General features: G+C 68.8%; 10 protein-coding genes and 1 tRNA gene. 6 read left to right on the top strand and 5 right to left on the bottom strand.

Going from position 1 to position 16,124, the window contains the following annotated elements:
* Both ACW171_RS05055 and ACW171_RS05050 read left to right on the top strand, forming a co-directional pair.
* Window positions 1-3,207: a discoidin domain-containing protein gene (locus tag ACW171_RS05055; protein ID WP_492096002.1), complete on the top strand. Its 3,207-nt coding sequence runs from the start codon at window positions 1-3 to the stop codon at window positions 3,205-3,207.
* Between the two features lie 38 nt (window positions 3,208-3,245).
* Window positions 3,246-3,680 (top strand): hypothetical protein, encoded by a 435-nt coding sequence (locus tag ACW171_RS05050; RefSeq protein ID WP_492096001.1) that lies wholly within the window; start codon window positions 3,246-3,248, stop codon window positions 3,678-3,680.
* On the opposite strand, the gene ACW171_RS05045 is transcribed toward ACW171_RS05050, so the two are convergent.
* Both ACW171_RS05045 and ACW171_RS05040 read right to left on the bottom strand, forming a co-directional pair.
* Entirely contained in the window at window positions 3,667-4,764 is a 1,098-nt protein-coding gene (locus tag ACW171_RS05045; RefSeq protein ID WP_492096000.1) for an ABC transporter ATP-binding protein, read from the bottom strand. The two genes, ACW171_RS05050 and ACW171_RS05045, sit on opposite strands and share 14 nt — an antisense overlap.
* Window positions 4,765-5,009: 245 nt before the next feature.
* Window positions 5,010-7,145, bottom strand: coding sequence for a DEAD/DEAH box helicase (locus ACW171_RS05040; protein ID WP_492095999.1), 2,136 nt, complete (start codon window positions 7,143-7,145; stop codon window positions 5,010-5,012).
* A gap of 218 nt (window positions 7,146-7,363) precedes the next feature.
* Here ACW171_RS05040 and ACW171_RS05035 point away from each other — a divergent pair, with 218 nt between their 5' ends.
* The 3 genes from ACW171_RS05035 to ACW171_RS05025 are packed head-to-tail and all read left to right on the top strand — an operon-like array spanning window position 7,364 to window position 11,749.
* Window positions 7,364-9,757, top strand: a complete 2,394-nt coding sequence (locus ACW171_RS05035) for a pre-peptidase C-terminal domain-containing protein (protein ID WP_492095998.1) — start codon at window positions 7,364-7,366, stop codon at window positions 9,755-9,757.
* Window positions 9,758-9,784: 27 nt separating this feature from the next.
* Window positions 9,785-10,165, top strand: a complete 381-nt coding sequence (locus ACW171_RS05030; protein ID WP_492095997.1) for a hypothetical protein — start codon at window positions 9,785-9,787, stop codon at window positions 10,163-10,165.
* Between the two features lie 51 nt (window positions 10,166-10,216).
* Window positions 10,217-11,749, top strand: a complete 1,533-nt coding sequence (locus tag ACW171_RS05025; protein ID WP_492095996.1) for a methyltransferase regulatory domain-containing protein — start codon at window positions 10,217-10,219, stop codon at window positions 11,747-11,749.
* On the opposite strand, the gene ACW171_RS05020 is transcribed toward ACW171_RS05025, so the two are convergent.
* Window positions 11,746-12,876 (bottom strand): aspartyl/asparaginyl beta-hydroxylase domain-containing protein, encoded by a 1,131-nt coding sequence (locus ACW171_RS05020; protein ID WP_492095995.1) that lies wholly within the window; start codon window positions 12,874-12,876, stop codon window positions 11,746-11,748. The two genes, ACW171_RS05025 and ACW171_RS05020, sit on opposite strands and share 4 nt — an antisense overlap.
* Before the next feature lie 148 nt (window positions 12,877-13,024).
* Here ACW171_RS05020 and ACW171_RS05015 point away from each other — a divergent pair, with 148 nt between their 5' ends.
* A complete protein-coding gene (locus ACW171_RS05015) occupies window positions 13,025-14,659 on the top strand; it encodes a M28 family peptidase (protein ID WP_492095994.1) in 1,635 nt (544 codons plus the stop codon).
* A gap of 8 nt (window positions 14,660-14,667) precedes the next feature.
* On the opposite strand, the gene ACW171_RS05010 is transcribed toward ACW171_RS05015, so the two are convergent.
* Both ACW171_RS05010 and ACW171_RS05005 read right to left on the bottom strand, forming a co-directional pair.
* Window positions 14,668-14,742: transfer RNA gene (locus ACW171_RS05010), tRNA-Val, on the bottom strand.
* A gap of 63 nt (window positions 14,743-14,805) precedes the next feature.
* Window positions 14,806-16,095 (bottom strand): dicarboxylate/amino acid:cation symporter, encoded by a 1,290-nt coding sequence (locus tag ACW171_RS05005; RefSeq protein WP_492095993.1) that lies wholly within the window; start codon window positions 16,093-16,095, stop codon window positions 14,806-14,808.
* Window positions 16,096-16,124: the final 29 nt, after the last annotated feature.

The following is a 16,124-nucleotide window of genomic DNA, read 5'->3' as shown; positions in this document are numbered from 1 at the left end:
ATGCGTCTGTTCCTCGGGGTCTTGGTCGCGTTGCTGATCGCCGCGCCCGCTCAGGCCCAATCCACGCGAACCCTCGATACGTTCGAGGACTTGGCGCCCTGGACCGCCGACGCCTCCACCGACGTGACCTCGACGCTGTCGTCGGTTCGGGGGCATCGCGGTGACGCGCTTCGTCTGGACTACGATTTCAACGGCCGGTCCGGCTATGCCTTTGCCGCGCGAGACCTGTCGTTCGAGGCCCCCGAGAACTACGAGATCCGCTTCTGGGTGCGGGGCGAGGGGCCGAGCAATACCTTCGAGGTCAAGTTCACGGACGCCTCGTCCGAAAACGTCCACTGGCGTCAGGTGACCCGCTACGACTTCCCCGGCGGCTGGACCCAGTTCGTCATCAAGAAGCGTCAGGTCATCTGGGCCTGGGGGCCGAACCCCGACCGTACCTTCCGCGGGGCCGAACGGATCGAGTTCGTGGTCACCGCCGGAGAGGGCGGCCGGGGCTTCATCGAAGTCGACGACCTGACGATCCGCACCCTCGCGCCCGAGCCCTCCGTGCCGCCGCGTCCGGTCGCCGAGGCCGGAAGCGAGGACGGCCTGTCCATCGCGTCTCTTGCTGTGGACGACGATCCCGCCACCGCCTGGCGCACCGTCGGGGCGAGCGAGCAGAGCCTGACGCTCGACCTGGGTTACGAGCGGGAGTTCGGCGGCCTGACCCTGCGCTGGCTCGAGGGGCGGGCGGCGTCGGCCTATCGCGTCATGGCGTCGAACGATCGCCGTCAGTGGTCTGAGATCGCGCGCGTCGGCGCCGGCGACGGCGGAACGGACTGGCTGCGGACGCCGGAGGCCTCGGCCCGCTGGCTGAGGCTGGACCTGATCGCGCCGCAGACGGTGACCGGCTCCGGCCAGATGGGTGCCGGCTTCGGCGGCACCCAGGCGGCCCAACCGTTTTACGGCTTGGCGGACCTGCGCATAGAACCCTTGGCTTTCGGGGCGAACGAGACCGCCTTCCTGACCGCCATCGCGGGCCAGAGCCGGCGCGGCCTCTATCCGCGCGGCTTCGCAGGAGAGCAGCCCTACTGGACCCTGGTCGGGGTCGACGGCGGCGGCGAGAGCGGTCTGATCTCCGAGGACGGCGCCATCGAGCTGAAGCGCGGCGGGCCGTCGATCGAACCCTTCGTCCTCGATAACGGACGGCTGGTGACCTGGGCCGATGCGCGGATCGAACAGGCTCTCGTCGAGGACGACCTGCCGATCCCGACGGTGACCTGGACCCACGACGACTGGACGCTGACCGTCACGGCCATGGCGGAGGGCTCGCCCGATGCGGCGGCGCTCTACGGTCGCTACGACCTGACCAATACCTCGCCGCGCGCGCGGACCCTGACCCTGGCCCTGACGGCGCGGCCGATGCAGGTCAACGGCCCGGTCCAGTTCCTGGCCGTGCCGGGCGGGGCGAGCCCGATCCGCCAGATGCAATGGCATGGCGGCGAGCTGGTGCTGGACGACGCCCTGCGGGTCCACCCGCTGAACGCGCCGGACAGTGTGCGCACCTCCATCTTCGACGCCGGAGCCGATCCGCAGAGCCTGCTGGCGCGGACCGCCGATCCTCTCGGCGAGGGGGCGGTCGCGAACGATGCGACCGGTCTGATGGCGGGGGCCATGCTCTACACCGTGACCCTGCGGCCCGGCGAGACGCGGACGTTCGGCTGGGTCTCCGCGCTGGCCGGGTCGCGTCCCGCGCTTCCGGTTAAGGCTTCGGTCGAGGCGGCGCTGGACACGATCCAGGCCCGCGTCGCCGCCGGCTGGCGCGGGAAGCTCGATCGCTTCGACCTGATCACCCCGCCCGAGGGTCAGCGGATCGAGGACACGATGAAGACCTCGCTGGCGCATATGCTGATGTCGCGCCAAGGCCCGGCGCTGCAGCCGGGCACGCGCAGCTACAACCGCTCCTGGATCCGGGACGGGGCCATGATGGCCGAGGGCCTGAACCGGCTGGGCCACGCTTCGCTGTCGCAGGACTATCTGCGCTGGTACGCGCCCTATGTCTTCAGCGACGGCAAGGTCCCGTGCTGCGTCGACAGCCGGGGCGCCGATCCGGTGCCGGAGAACGACAGCCACGGGGAGTTCGTCTTCCTGGCCGCCGAGACCTATCGCTACACCGGGGACCTGACACAGCTGCGCGCCGTCTGGCCCCAGGTGCAGGCCGCCATCGGCTACATGGACGCCCTGCGCGCCTCGACCCGCGTCGAAGCCAACCGGACGCCCGAGACACGCCACTTCTACGGGCTCCTGCCGCCGTCGATCAGCCACGAGGGCTATTCCGACCGGGCGGCCTGGTCCTACTGGGATGATTTCTGGGGGCTGCTGGGCTATCGCGACGCCGTCCAGATCGCCGAGGTGCTGGGCGAGACCGCCGCCGCCGCCCGCATCGAGGCGGCCCGGCAGGAGTTCCTGCTCGACGTCACGACCTCGATCAGCGGCACGGCGATCCGTCATCGGATCGACTGGATCGCGGGCGCAGCGGATCGGGGGGATTTCGACGCCACCTCGACCACGATCGGCCTGTCGCCAGGCGGCCTTCAGGCCGATCTGCCGCAGGGCCTGATGATCCGCACCTTCGAGAAATACTGGGAGAACTTCACGGCCCGTCAGGCGAACCGGACGGCGTGGAAGGACTACACCCCCTATGAGCTGAGGAACGTCGGCGCCTTCGTGCGGCTGGGTCAGCGCGAGCGGGCGATGACGGCTCTGGACTTCTTCTTCGCCGACCGCAGGCCCCAGGCCTGGAACGGCTGGGCCGAGGTGGTGGGCCGCGACCTGCGCGAGCCGCGCTTCATCGGCGACATGCCGCACGCCTGGATCAGTTCGGACTATATCCGCTCGGCGCTGGACCTGTTCGTCTATGAGCGGGACGCCGATCATGCGCTGGTGCTGGCGGCCGGCCTGCCGATGAGCTGGATCGATAGCGCGACGGGTGTGGGCGTGCGGGAGGTGCGGACGCCGTACGGTCCGCTGACCTACGCCCTGCGGCGTCGGGTGGGGGTGACGACCCTGACGCTGTCGCCGGGCGTGACGCCGCCTGGCGGGTTCGTCCTGCAATGGCCGGAGGGACAGGACCTGCCCGCGCGCATCCGCATCGACGGTCGAGCGGGCGAGTGGAAGGGCCGCGAACTGATCATCCCGGCGGGCGCGCGACGGGTCGAACTGCGCTGACGCTTTTCGGAGAGACGGGGAGGGGATAGATCGGATCCATGACCCAGATCCTCCGCCGTCTCCTCGACCTGCCCGGCGTCGCCGACCTTGAAGCCAAGGCGCTGATGAAGCCCGGCTATGCCGACCCTTCGCGTCGGGACGAGTTTCTCGAGGTGGATGTGGTGCTGGTCGCCATCTTCGGCCTGACGGCGGAACAGGCCGAGGATGCGGCGCGGCCCGAGGACTGGGACGGCATTGAACGCCTGTCGCCGCAGGATCAGGCAGACCTGTTTGAGGCCGAGGGCTGGGACGTTCGGGACGCGAAGCGCAAGCCGCTGCGCATGCTGGCCGTGATGGCCGAGCCGCTGGCATTGGCCATGCGCGGGGTGGCGGGGACGCTGCCGGAAGCCGCCTTCGTGCCCGAGCCGGCCGAAGAGAAAAGCGACTGGGGTTCGGGGCTGGCCGCCGAGGCGGCGCGGTTCAGGAAGCGCTGAGCCGCTTGAACGCCGCCCCGTCTGCGTCGAACAGATGCGCGCGCGCCGGATCGACGTGCAGGGTCAACGCCTCGCCGACCGTCGGGCGGACGTCACCGGGAAGCTGCACCGTCAGGGTCTCGCTCGAGCCGCCGACGGTGACATAGGCGTAGGTCGCGTTGCCCAGGGTCTCGACGAAGGCGGCCTTGGCCTGGATCGCGTCGCCGGGGCCGGTGAGGGTCAGGTGTTCGGGCCGGACGCCCAGCATGACCGACTGGCCCGGCTTGGCCGATGCTGCATTGACGCTGACGTGCACGGTCTCGCCCGCAGCCGTCTTCACCGTCGCGCCCGACCCGGACGCCTCGACCACTTTGGCCGAGACGAGGTTCATCTTCGGGCTGCCGATGAACTCGGCGACGAAGCGGGTCCGGGGGTGTTCGTAGAGCTCCATCGGCGCGCCGACCTGTTCGATCACGCCGCCGTTCAGGACCACGATCCGGTCGGCCAGGGTCATGGCCTCGACCTGGTCGTGGGTGACGTAGATCATGGTCGTCTTCAGCCGCTCGTGCAGCGAGGCGAACTCGTAACGCATGCGGACCCGCAGCGCGGCGTCGAGGTTCGACAGGGGCTCGTCGAACAGAAAAACCTCGGGCTCGCGTACGATGGCGCGGCCGATGGCGACGCGCTGGCGCTGGCCGCCGGACAGGGCCTTGGGCTTGCGGTCGAGGTAGTCGACGATGTTGAGGGTCTCGGCGGCGGCCATGACGCGGCGCTCGATCTCGGCCTTGTCCGTCTTCGCCAGCGTCAGGCCGAAGGCCATGTTCTGGCGCACGCTCATGTGTGGATAGAGAGCGTAGGACTGGAAGACCATGGCGATGCCCCGGTCGGATGGGCTCAGCGCATTGACGACGCGTCCGCCGATGGAGACCTCGCCCGCGTCGGCCTCTTCCAGACCGGCGATGACGCGCAGCAGGGTGGACTTGCCGCAGCCCGACGGACCCACGAAGATCACGAACTCGCCGTCGGCGATGGTCAGATCGACACCCTTCAGAACCTCGGTCGTGCCGAAGCTCTTGCGAATGGCGCTTAAGCGCACGTCGGCCATCGTGTATCCTGTCCCTGGTGGTCTTTTGTGGGGATTGTAAGCGGTTACAGGTTCGGGGCAAGCAAGACGGCTGACCCTCTCCCAGAGGGAGAGGGCTTGAGGCTCGCAGAGCGTAGCGATGCGCCAAGCCGAAAGGGTGAGGGGTTATGCCCTCACCGGTTAACGACGAAACCCCTCACCCTTTCGCGCAAGGACGCCGGCTAGCCGCCGTGCGCTCAAGCCCTCTCCCTCTGGGAGAGGGAGGCTTATCCGTTTGGCTTCTTCTTGCCCTTGAACGGCTTCTTCTCGCCGGTCGGTTTGCCGTGGGCGTCCTTGGCGGCCCAGGGACGGTCGCCGCCCTTGGGCTTGCCCTTCCAGGGCTTGTCGCCAGTGGCGGCCGGAGCGGCGTCGGAGGCCGGGGCCCAGGCGGGCTTGGTCCCGGCATAGGGCTTCTTCACCCAGGGTTTCTTGCCCTCCGGCGTCGGGGCGTCGGAAGTGCGCTTGACCCATTTGGGCTTGGCTTCGACCGAGGCAGGCGCGGCGTCGTCGCGCTTGACCCAGGGCTTCTTCTCGCCCGCGGGCTTGTCCTCGCGGGATTTCCACGCCGGCTTGTCGCCGTCCTCGCGCGGTTTCCAGGCGGGCTTGTCGCCACGCGGCGCACGGTCGCCCTCGGTCTTGTTGGCCCAGGGCTTGCGCTCCGGACGGTCGCCGCCGTCTTCACGAGGCTTCTTGTCCCAGCGGCTGGCGGGACGCTCCTTCGGTCCCGGAGCCACGGCGTCGGAGACGGTCACCCCGTCTTCCAGACCGTTCGCGATGGCGGCGCGGAACTTGGCCTCGGCGGCCTGAGTGATCTCGAACTTGGTCTCGCGGTCGAAGATCTTGATCGAGCCGATGTCGCCCTTGGTCACGTGACCCAGACGGCACAGCGTCGGCAGCAGCCATTTCGGATCGGCGTTCTTGTCGCGGCCGATGTTGATGCGGAACCAGACCATGTCCACGTCGCGGGCGAAGTCGCGCAGAGGGCCATCGGCCTGACCACGATCGTTCACGCCGCTGACCTGGGCGCGCTTCATGCGCTCGTCGTCATAGACCTCTTCCGGTGCCGGAAGCTTCTGGCGGTAGAGGCGGATCAGCGAGGCGGCGACCTGTTCGGGCGTGGTCCGCTGCAGCAGCAGGCGGCCCAGCTCCAGCGCCTCCTCGTCCTCGACCGGAGCGGTCAGGGCGGGATCGGCCAGCAGGCGCTCGCGGTCCTTCTCCAGGATCATCTCGGCGCTCGGGGGGCCGGACCACTCGGCCGTGATCGAGGCCGATTGCAGCATCAGCTCGACCTTGCGGCGGCGCGTATAGCTGACCAGCAGGACGGAAACGCCCTTCTTGCCCGCGCGGCCGGTGCGGCCCGAACGGTGCAGCAGGCCGGCCTTATTGACCGGAATTTCGGCATGGATGACCAGGCCCAGGTCAGGCAGGTCGAGACCGCGCGCGGCGACGTCGGTGGCGACGCAGACGCGGGCGTGGCCGTCGCGCAGGGCTTGCAGCGCTTCGGAGCGCTGGCTCTGGGTCAGTTCGCCCGACAGGCCGACGACGGAGAAGCCGCGTTCCCGCAGCGACGCGGTCAGGTGCTTCACCCGCTCGCGCGTGTTCGCGAAGACCAGGGCGCCGGGAGACTCGAAATAGCGCAGCACATTGACGACGCCGAGCTCGACTTCGTTCGGGGCGACGCGGATGGCCTTGTACTCGATGTCGGCGTGCGACTTGTTGCCGGCGACGGTGTCGATGCGGAGCGCATCGCGCTGATAGGTCTTGGCCAGCTGGACGATGTCGCGGGCAAGGGTCGCCGAGAACAGCAAGGTGCGACGCTCGGCCGGGGCCGCGTCCAGCATGAAGGTCAGGTCTTCCTGGAAGCCCATGTCCAGCATTTCGTCGGCTTCATCCAGCACGATGGCCTTGGCTTCCGACAGGTCGAGCGCGCCGCGCTCCAGGTGGTCGCGCAGACGACCGGGGGTGCCGACGACGATATGGGCGCCGCGTTCCAGCGCCCGGCGCTCGGTCTTCGGATCCATGCCGCCGACGCAGGAGACGATGCGGGCGTTGGTGTGGGCGTAAAGCCAGGTCAGTTCGTTGGAGACCTGAAGCGCCAGTTCGCGGGTCGGGGCGATGACCAGGGCCAGCGGGTTGCCGAAGTCGGTGAACTTCTCAGCATCGCCCAGCAGGGTCGGCGCGAGCGCCAGGCCGAAGGCGACGGTCTTGCCCGAACCGGTCTGGGCCGAGACCAGAAGGTCGCGACCGGTTCCGTCATCGGCGAGCGAGGCCTCCAGCACAGCGGCCTGGACGGGCGTCGGTTCGGCATAGCCGCGTTCGGAAAGGGCGCGGTCGAGCGCGGGGTGACTGGCGGGGAAGGGCATACTGGATCCGTGAGCGGCGCCGGGCCCGGATTGGCGAGCGGCGCGAGGTCGTCTGGGGAGGTCGCGGCTTTCGCGAGGGCGCGGCTCCTACGCCGCGATCAAGGCCGAATGAGGGTGATGGGGCAAGAAGGTGTCGAAATCTGACCCCTGTTCCGCGAACCCGTGACATCAAGAGTGAGCGGGAGCAATGTCCGCCCGTCTTCTGGGGGAAGAATCGCATGCGCAACGTTCTGTTTTCAACGGCTCTTTCCTTGTCGCTTGCGACGACGCCGCTTCTGACGGGACCGGCCTTGGCCCAGCAGCGGCTGCAGCCGAACGGGTCGGTGCAGGGGACGCTCGCGCGCGGCGACGACCAGCTCGATTCGGGCGAGTTCATCGACGTCTATGAAGTGCAGGGCCGGGCGGGCCAGTCGTTGTCGGTGGTCATGCGCTCGGACGATTTCGACGCCTACCTGATGATGCGCGGGCCGGGCGATTTCGAGGAAGACAACGACGATTCGGGCGACGACGGCACCAATGCGGGCCTCGATGTCCGTCTGCCTGCTGACGGGACCTATCGGATCACCGCCACCAGCTATGAGGCCGGCGAAGGCGGTCGCTACACCCTGTCGACGAACGGGGGCCAGGGCGGCGGTCGTGGGGCGGTCGCCTCGAACATGGGCGGCGGACGCGGCGCACAGAACGCTGGCGGAGGCATGCTGCAGCCGGGTCGCGGCGCCTCGGGCGCCCTGGCTCAGGGTGATCGCAGACTGGACGCCGGCGAGTTCGCCGACGATTGGGAACTGCAGGTGCGGCGCGGCGAGACCTACACGGTCAGCCTCGATGCCGGAGACTTCGACGCCTATCTGATGGTGCGCGGTCCGGGCGGCCTGTCGGAAGACAATGACGACGATCCCGGTCAACGCGGTGGTCGCAACAGCCGCCTGACTTTCACCGCGACGGCGGACGGGGTCGCGACCATCGCCGCCACCAGCTTCGGCTCGAACGAGACCGGTCGCTACCAGATCCTGGCCGAGCAGGGCGGTCGCGCCGCCTATGCCGGCAGCAGGCGTCCGCCTCAGCCCACCTATCAGCCGCCTGCGCGTCAGGCCGACGGCGCGATCCAGCTAGGCCAGACGGTCAACGGCGCCCTGGGTCAGGGCGACCGACAGCTGACCAGCGGAGAGTACGTCAACACCTACAGCCTTCGCGGGCGTCGCGGTCAGCAACTGGACCTGCGCATGTCCTCGTCCGCCTTCGACCCCTATCTGATGATCGAGGGCCCCGGTCTGACCGAGGCCAACGACGACGACCCGGACGGCGACGGCGGCCGCGACAGCCGCCTTCTGGTCACCCTGCCGCAGGACGGCGAATATCGGATCACCGCCACCAGCTACGAGCCGGGCGAACAGGGCTCCTATCGTCTCGCCGCCCTGACGTCCGACGGCCGCGCGCCGCAGGGGCGTCCGCGTCAGGACTCCTACGTCGAAAGCCGAGGCCAGCGTCAGGACGTGCGCGGCGGCAGTATCTCGATCGGCGCGACGGTGGGCGGTGCGCTCCAGGCGGGCGACGAACAGCTGGACAGCGGCGAATACGTCGACACCTTCACCTTCACCGGCCGACGCGGCGAGCGGATCTCGGCGGAGCTGACCTCCTCGGCCTTTGACGCCTATCTGATCCTGACCACGCCGTCGGGTGAGCAACTGGACAATGACGACGGCGAGGACGGCACCAACAGCCGCCTGGATGCGGTGCTGCAGGAGGATGGCGAGTATTCGGTGGGCGTCACATCCTTCGCCACGGGCGAGACGGGGTCCTATCGCTTTGCGGTCAGTCCCAGCCAGGGATCGGCGCGCCAGGCCTCGGTTCAGGGCGGCCAGCGGGTGTTCGCCATCATGGTCGGCATCTCGGAATACGGCGATGTCGCGAGCGATCTTCCGTATACAGACGAAGACGCCGAGAAGCTGGCCGAGACCCTGCAGAGGGGCGGGGTGCTCAACCCGTCGAGCGTGGTCCTGACCAATGCCGAGGCGACCGTCGGCGGGGTGCGCCGGGCCTTCCAGCAGGTCGCCCGCGAGGCCGGGCCCGACGACATGTTCCTGTTCTTCTTCTCCGGTCACGGCAGCCAGGAAGACGCCCAGACAAACGCCCAGGAACCGGATGGCCGCACGGAATCCATCGTCCTGACCGACGGAGAGATCACCGATCAGGAAATGGCCCAGCTGTTCAACGGGCTCGACACCCGCCTGTCCCTGCTGGTGCTCGACAGCTGCTTCTCCGGCGGCTTCGCGCGCAACGTCGTGGATCGTCCGGGCGTGATGGGGTTGTTCTCGTCCGAGGAGGACCTGACCAGCGCCGTGGCCGACAAGTTCGAGGCCGGCGGTTACCTGTCCCACTTCCTGCGCGCGGGTCTGGCCGGAGCCGGCGACGTGGACGGCGACGGCATGGTCACGGCGGGCGAGCTGGCCACCTATCTGCGTCGCCAGTTCGTGGCCGAGGTCGAGAACGTCGAGGCCGAGACCATGGAAGGCCAGCGCAACTATCAGAATCTGGTCATCGACCGGGGCGGGGTGCAGGTGGACGACGTCGTCCTGCGTCTGGCGTCGAGCGGTTACAATGCGGGCTCGCACTGAGCCCTGTCGCGTTTGTGGAGTAGAAACATGATCATCCGTTCGGTCGCCGTGGCCGCCGCCGTCCTGGCGCTCGCCGCCTGCCAGCAGCAGGAGGCCCAGGCGCCCGCAGCCCCGCCCGCGTCCGTCGCCCCCGTCGTGGCCACCGCCACCGGCGTCGATCAGGCCGTGGCCTGCATGGCCTATCTGGCGCTGAAACAAGGGGCGCTGGAGGCGCAGACCCCGTCCGGCGACGTCACGGCCGTGCGCGCGGCGTTGAACGACTGGGAAGGCCTGGCGCTGGCGTCCATGACCCCGGACGAGGTCAACCAGTACTACGCCAGCTCGGTCGCCGTGGAGGACGACGCCTCGCCCGAGACCATCGACGTGACCTCGGCCTGGTGCGTGGCCAACAAGCCCGCAGCGTCCTGACCTGCCGGAAGGGCCTCGCCTCGCGGGGCCCGTCTGGTGCATGAGGTCGGTATGAGCGGCGACGACGGCTACTATTCCGACCTGGAGTACACCTCCGGCTATTTCCACGAGCTGGGCCCGGCCCATCTGAGGTTCTGCGGCCTGATCGCCGGGATCGACGTCGTCGTGCCCGAGGCGCCGACCTGTCTCGAACTCGGGATGGGGCAGGGGGTGTCGCTGTCGGTCCACGCCGCCGCCAACGACGGCGACTTCTGGGGCGTCGATCTGGGTTCCGCCCATGTCACCCACGCCCGCGCCCTGGTCGCGGCCTTCGACGGCGCCGCGCATCTGCTTCAGGAGAGCTTCGAAGCCTTCGCGGCGCGGGACGATCTTCCACGCTTCGACGCGATCACCCTGCATGGCGTGTGGAGCTGGGTGTCGGACGCCAATCGCCGGATCATCGTCGATCTGATCCGGGACCGGCTGAAGCCGGGCGGCGCGGTCTATCTGAGCTACAACTGCCAGCCCGGCTGGGCCTCGCGGTCGCCGGTGCGGCACCTGCTGAAACTGGGCTACGAGGCGCGACCCACAGCCGATCCGGCGGGGCGGATCGAGGCGGCCATGGAGTTCATGGAGGACGTGGCCGCCGCCGACAGCCGCTTCTTCGCCGAGAACCGGCCGGCCGCCAGCCATGCCGCCTCCCTGCGCAAGGTCGGTCGCCAGTACCTGGCCCACGAGTACATGAACGATAACTGGCACATTCCGTACTTCTCCGACGTGGCGGGCCCCCTGGCGGGAGCGGACCTGTCCTTCGTCGCCTCGGCGCGGCTGCTGGACCGGGTGAACGCCATCCATTTCCAGCCCGCCGGACAGGTCCTGCTGGATCGCCAGAAGAGCCCGGTCCTGCGCGAGTCGGTGCGGGATTTTCTGGTGAACCAGCAGTTCCGTCTCGACGTCTTCGCCAGAGACGCACGACCGCTGTCAGCGTCCGAACAGGCCGCCCGACTGGACGCCCAGGCCTTCGTCCTGATCTGCGGTCTGGACGAGATCGACTTCCAACTGACCGGAACCCAGGGCGAGGTCATGCTGCCGGAAGCGACCTACGGTCCCCTGGCGCTCGCGCTGGCCGGCGACGACTTCCGCCCGAAGACAACCGCCGAACTTATGAAAATGCCGGGCGTCTCCGCCCTCCGTCGCAGCGACGTGATCGCCGCCCTGATCACCCTCGTCGGCATGGGGGTCCTACGCCCGGCCCAGACTTTCGAACCGGAGGTCCGCACGCGGTGCGAGGGCTACAATCGCCTCGTGCTCGACCGCGCCGTCACCGGGCCGCATCTGAAGCACATGGCCTCGCCGGCGGCCGGAGGCGGCATCCTGACCCCGCGGTCGGCCCAGCTGTTCCTGCGCGCCTGGCTGGCCGGAGCGCGGACGACGGAAGAGATCGCCCTGTCCGTCTGGGCGGTGTTCGAAGCCACGAACGAACGCGCCGTCCGCAACGGCGAGGATGCGGTGACCCGTGAGGACAATCTCGCGGCGCTCGGCGACATGGCGCGCCGCTTCATCGACCAGACCGTGCCGCTCTATCGCGCGCTCGCGATCCTCTAATCCCAGGACCCCGTCGGAGGGGCATAGGCGTCCATCGATTGGAGCAGGGTCGAGATGAGTAGCCGCTCCTGCTCGTCCAGTTCCGGTCGCCAGACGTCGAAGATCAGGATGATCCGCGTCACGTCGCTGCGGTTCCAGGCCTCGTGCTCGATCGAGTCGTTGAACAGCCAGGCCTTGCCCTTTTCCCAGGTGCGGGTCGTGTTGCCGACGCGGAAATCGCAGTGCGGCGGCACGATCAGCGGCAGGTGGCACAGCAGTCGGGTGTTCACGACCCCCGTATGCGGCGTGATGTGCGCCCCGGCCTTGAGCTGGGAATACATGATCAGGGGCGAGCGGCCGTTGACGTCGCACAGGGGCGCGGCATTCATCACGGCCATGGTGTCGGGACAGCGGGCGACGTTGTCGGTCTCCTTGCCGTCCTTCCACAGATAGAAGGAGCTCCAGTCCAGGCTGTCGGTCAGCTTCGACGGCGCACGGCGCACCATGTCGTCCTTGGACTGGACATAGGGGGCAAAGGCCTTGTCCTCGTCGATGACGTTCAGGACCTCGGCGGCGATGGCGTCGGTCGCGGCCTCGACCTGGTCGAGCCAGGGCGACATCTCGCGCGGATAGAACTCCACCGTCGGCAGGTCCGGGTAATAGAAGAAGCGCGGCTGCTGGACATAGAGCGTCCGGCGGCCGGTCAGGACCTCCAGAGCGTGAGTGAACCGATCCGGCGCCTGGCCTTCGCGATAGCCGACGCCGGCCAGTTCCGAGCGGACGAAGCCCTCCAGATCGGTCTTCAGCTTCTCACGGCGCGCGCGGGCTCGGGCGACGCCGTCGGCCAGATCGGGGGCGAGGCGGGGATGATCGGCCGCGACCTGCTCGACCAGCCCATAGTGCAGGTTCGCCTCGCGCCGCTCGTTCTTGGCGGCCATGACGTCGGCCTTGACCAGGAGGGCGCGCAGCTGACGGGGGTCGTCCTGAAGCGCCCGGTTGGCGGCGGCCAGGGCGGCGTCGCCGTCGCCCAACCGCTCGCAGGCCGTGGCCAGAAGCGCCCAAGCGCCGGGATCGGCACGGCCCGTCGCCGTCGCCTCCTCCAGCCGCGCCCTGGCGGTGCGCCAGTCGGACGATCGGAACGCGGCCATGGCGGCCTCGAGTATGGGACGGTCTGAAGGAAGCCACTGCATGCCCGTTCCTAGCCCGCGTCCGCCCGCGCCTCAATCACCGTCGGAGGTGACAGCGGGCGCAGGTCGGGGCAGGGTCATCTTCCCCGCTTCAGTGAATGAGCCGCCCGTGTCCCGTGTCAGCCTCGCCGTCCTCGCCACCTGTCTCGCAGCCGCCTCCGGTGCCGTGGCCCAAGAGGGCCGGGTCGATCCCGACCGGCTGAACGCCGCCGTCGCCGTCCTGGCCGGCGACGATTTCGAAGGTCGCGCCCCGACGACGCCGGGCGAAGAAAGGTCTGTCAGATGGATCGCCGAACAGTTCCGGGCCCTGGGCCTCGAACCGGCCGGCGACGACGGCACATACTTCCAGACGGTGCCGATCAACCGCTTCGTCCAGGACGGACCGGCGGTGATCACCGCCAACGCGGGCGGCGAGACGATCACGCTCCAGCGCGGGACTGACATCATCTCCAACAGCCACAGGCCCCAGACCCGCATCACCATCACCGACGCCCCGGTGGTCTTCGTCGGTTATGGCGTGAACGCGCCCGAACGCGGCTGGGACGATTTCAAGGGCGTCGATGTGCGCGGCAAGGTCGTGCTGATGCTGGTCAACGACCCGGATTTCGAGGTCGCGTCCGACAGCCCGACGGCCGACCGTTTCGACGGCCTCGGCATGACCTGGTACGGGCGCTGGGTCTACAAGTTCGAGGAGGCGGCGCGGCGCGGGGCGGCGGCGGTCTTCGTGATCCATGAGACGGCGGCGGCCGGCTATCCGTGGAACACGCTGCAGAACTCATCGACCGCGCCCGGCCTCGACGTCGTCCGCGCCGATCCGGAGCGCGAGCGGGTGCAGGCCCAAGGCTGGATCCAGCAGGCGCAGGCCGCGCGACTGATGACGGCGGCCGGCCTCGACTACGCGACGCTGAAGACGGCGGCGCAAGGCTCCGATTTCCGTCCGGTCGAGCTGAACGGCGTGACCCTGTCGCTCGACTTCGGTCAGACCTTCGAGCGGCTGACGACCCGCAACGTCGCCGCACGCCTGCCGGGGACCACCCGCCCGGACGAGACGATCATGTACGGCGCCCACTGGGACGCCTACGGCCGTGCCGTGGCCAATGCGGCAGGCGACGACATCTATAATGGCGCTGTGGACAACGCGACGGGCGTGGCGGCCATCCTGGAACTGGCCCGCCTCTACGCCGAGGCGCCGCGCACCGATCGCTCGGTCCTCTTCGTCTCCTGGGCGGCGGAGGAGGCGGGGCTGCTGGGTGCCTACCACTATGCGACGCACCCGCTGGCTCCGCTGGAGACCACGGTGGTGAACATCAACCTGGACAGCCTGCTGCCCGGCCCGGCGGCGCCCGAGATCGTCGTCATCGGCTACGGCAAGACCGACGCCCAGGACCGGCTGGCCGATCTGGCCACGGCGGAGGGCCGGTCGCTGATTCCCGACCCCGCGCCCCAGGTCGGCGCCTTCTATCGCTCCGACCACTTCCCTCTGGCCAAGATGGGCGTCCCGGCCCTGTTCGCCGCCGCCGGCTTCACCGGCGCCTCGGACGCCAGCCGCGCCTATGTCCGCGACCGTTATCACCAGCCGACCGACGAATGGGCCTCCGACTGGTCGATGGAGGGCGCGGCCCAGGACGTGCAACTGCTCTATCGCGTCGGCCACGACCTGGCGGAAAGCACGGACTGGCCCGCGTGGACGGCCGGCAACGAGTTCGAGGCCGTGCGTCAGGCCTCGGCGTCAACTCGGGAGTAAGGGGAGAATGGTGGATGCTGCAGGGATTGAACCTGCGACCCCCTCGGTGTGAACGAGGTGCTCTCCCGCTGAGCTAAGCATCCATCTCGGGCCCGCCAGAAGCGGGGAGGCGCGGACATAGCCCGCTCCTTTGCGAAGGGCAAGCCTCAGATGCCGGCCGCGCGCACGCCTTCGGGCGTCTCCGCCTCCGGGTCGCCGGGCAGCCAGGCGACATGGCCGTCATAGATGCCCTGGTTGAGGATGCCCTCTTCCTTGGCCACCAGCACGGGGACCAGCATCTGTCCCGTGACGTTGGTGGCGGTGCGCATCATGTCGATGATCCGGTCGATGGCGACGATATAGCCGATCCCCTCCAGCGGCAGACCCGCCGTCGACAGGGTCAGGGTCAGCATGACGATCGAGGTCCCGGGAACGCCCGCCGTCCCCAGCGACCCCAGCACCGCCGTCAGACCGATCAGGATGTACTGGGTCAGGCTGAGCTCGATCTGGAAATACTGGGCGATGAAGATGGCCGCGATGGCAGGGTAGATGGCGCCGCAGCCGTCCATCTTGACGTTGGCGCCCAGGGGCACGGCGAAGGCGGCATAGGCCTGGGGCACGCCGAGGCGCTCCACCGTCTGGCGTAGGGTGATCGGCAAGGTGCCCAGCGACGACGAGGTGGCGAAGGCCGTCTGCTGAGCCGCGAACGCGCCGCGGAAGAAGGCCGTCGCCTTCAGCCCATGCAGCTTCAACAGGCCCGAATAGACGATCAGGATGTGGAACAGGCAGGCCGCATAGATGGCGAGAATGAACTTGCCGAGCGGCAGCAGCGCCTCCCATCCATAGCCGCCGACGACCGAGCCGATCAGGCCGAACACGCCAAAGGGCGTCAGCTGGATCACCCAGCGGGTGATGCGGAAGATGATGGCCGCGCCCTCGTCGACGAACCGCCGCGCCGTCTGGGCCCGGTCGCCGAGCGCCACCAGGGCCGCGCCCACCAGCGCCGAGAAGAAGATGATCTGCAACACCTTGCCCTCGGCCAGGGCGGCGAAGGGGTTGGTCGGGACGATGCCGATCAGCACCTCCAGCGGCGTCGGGATCTCCCGCTCGCGCACCTCGCCCAGCGGCAGGTTGGCCAGCCCCAGGCCCGGATTGATCAGATGCCCGAAGGCGAACCCGACCAGCACGGCCAGCAACGACGTAATGGCGAACCACATTATGGTCCGCGCCCCCAGCCGGATCGCGCCTGCGCCTTCGCCCAGCTTGGCGATCGAACTGGCGATGGTGAACAGCACCAGCGGCGCCACCACCATCCGGATCAGGTTCAGGTAGATGTCGCCGATGGGCTGAAGCCAGACCGTCGCCTGTTCCCGAAGGATCAGGCCGGCGACGATGCCGAGGGCGAACCCTGCGGCGGTGCGTTGCCACAGGGGAATGGCGAAAAATCTGGCAAACATTCAGGCGGCTTTCCGGGGAGGTGCCTCGC

The organism is Brevundimonas sp. FV1ye28, from assembly GCF_058681135.1.
This window is presented reverse-complemented; position numbering and strand designations above follow the sequence as displayed.

What these genes read in the sequence shown, in the direction of transcription:
- ACW171_RS05055 (WP_492096002.1), top strand. Translation starts at nt 1, where the DNA reads ATGCGTCTGTTCCTCGGGGTCTTGGTCGCGTTGCTGATCGCCGCGCCC.
- ACW171_RS05020 (WP_492095995.1), bottom strand. Translation starts at nt 12,876, where the DNA reads ATGGCCGCGTTCCGATCGTCCGACTGGCGCACCGCCAGGGCGCGGCTG.
- ACW171_RS05040 (WP_492095999.1), bottom strand. Translation starts at nt 7,145, where the DNA reads ATGCCCTTCCCCGCCAGTCACCCCGCGCTCGACCGCGCCCTTTCCGAA.
- ACW171_RS05045 (WP_492096000.1), bottom strand. Translation starts at nt 4,764, where the DNA reads ATGGCCGACGTGCGCTTAAGCGCCATTCGCAAGAGCTTCGGCACGACC.
- ACW171_RS05035 (WP_492095998.1), top strand. Translation starts at nt 7,364, where the DNA reads ATGCGCAACGTTCTGTTTTCAACGGCTCTTTCCTTGTCGCTTGCGACG.
- ACW171_RS05050 (WP_492096001.1), top strand. Translation starts at nt 3,246, where the DNA reads ATGACCCAGATCCTCCGCCGTCTCCTCGACCTGCCCGGCGTCGCCGAC.
- ACW171_RS05030 (WP_492095997.1), top strand. Translation starts at nt 9,785, where the DNA reads ATGATCATCCGTTCGGTCGCCGTGGCCGCCGCCGTCCTGGCGCTCGCC.
- ACW171_RS05005 (WP_492095993.1), bottom strand. Translation starts at nt 16,095, where the DNA reads ATGTTTGCCAGATTTTTCGCCATTCCCCTGTGGCAACGCACCGCCGCA.
- ACW171_RS05025 (WP_492095996.1), top strand. Translation starts at nt 10,217, where the DNA reads ATGAGCGGCGACGACGGCTACTATTCCGACCTGGAGTACACCTCCGGC.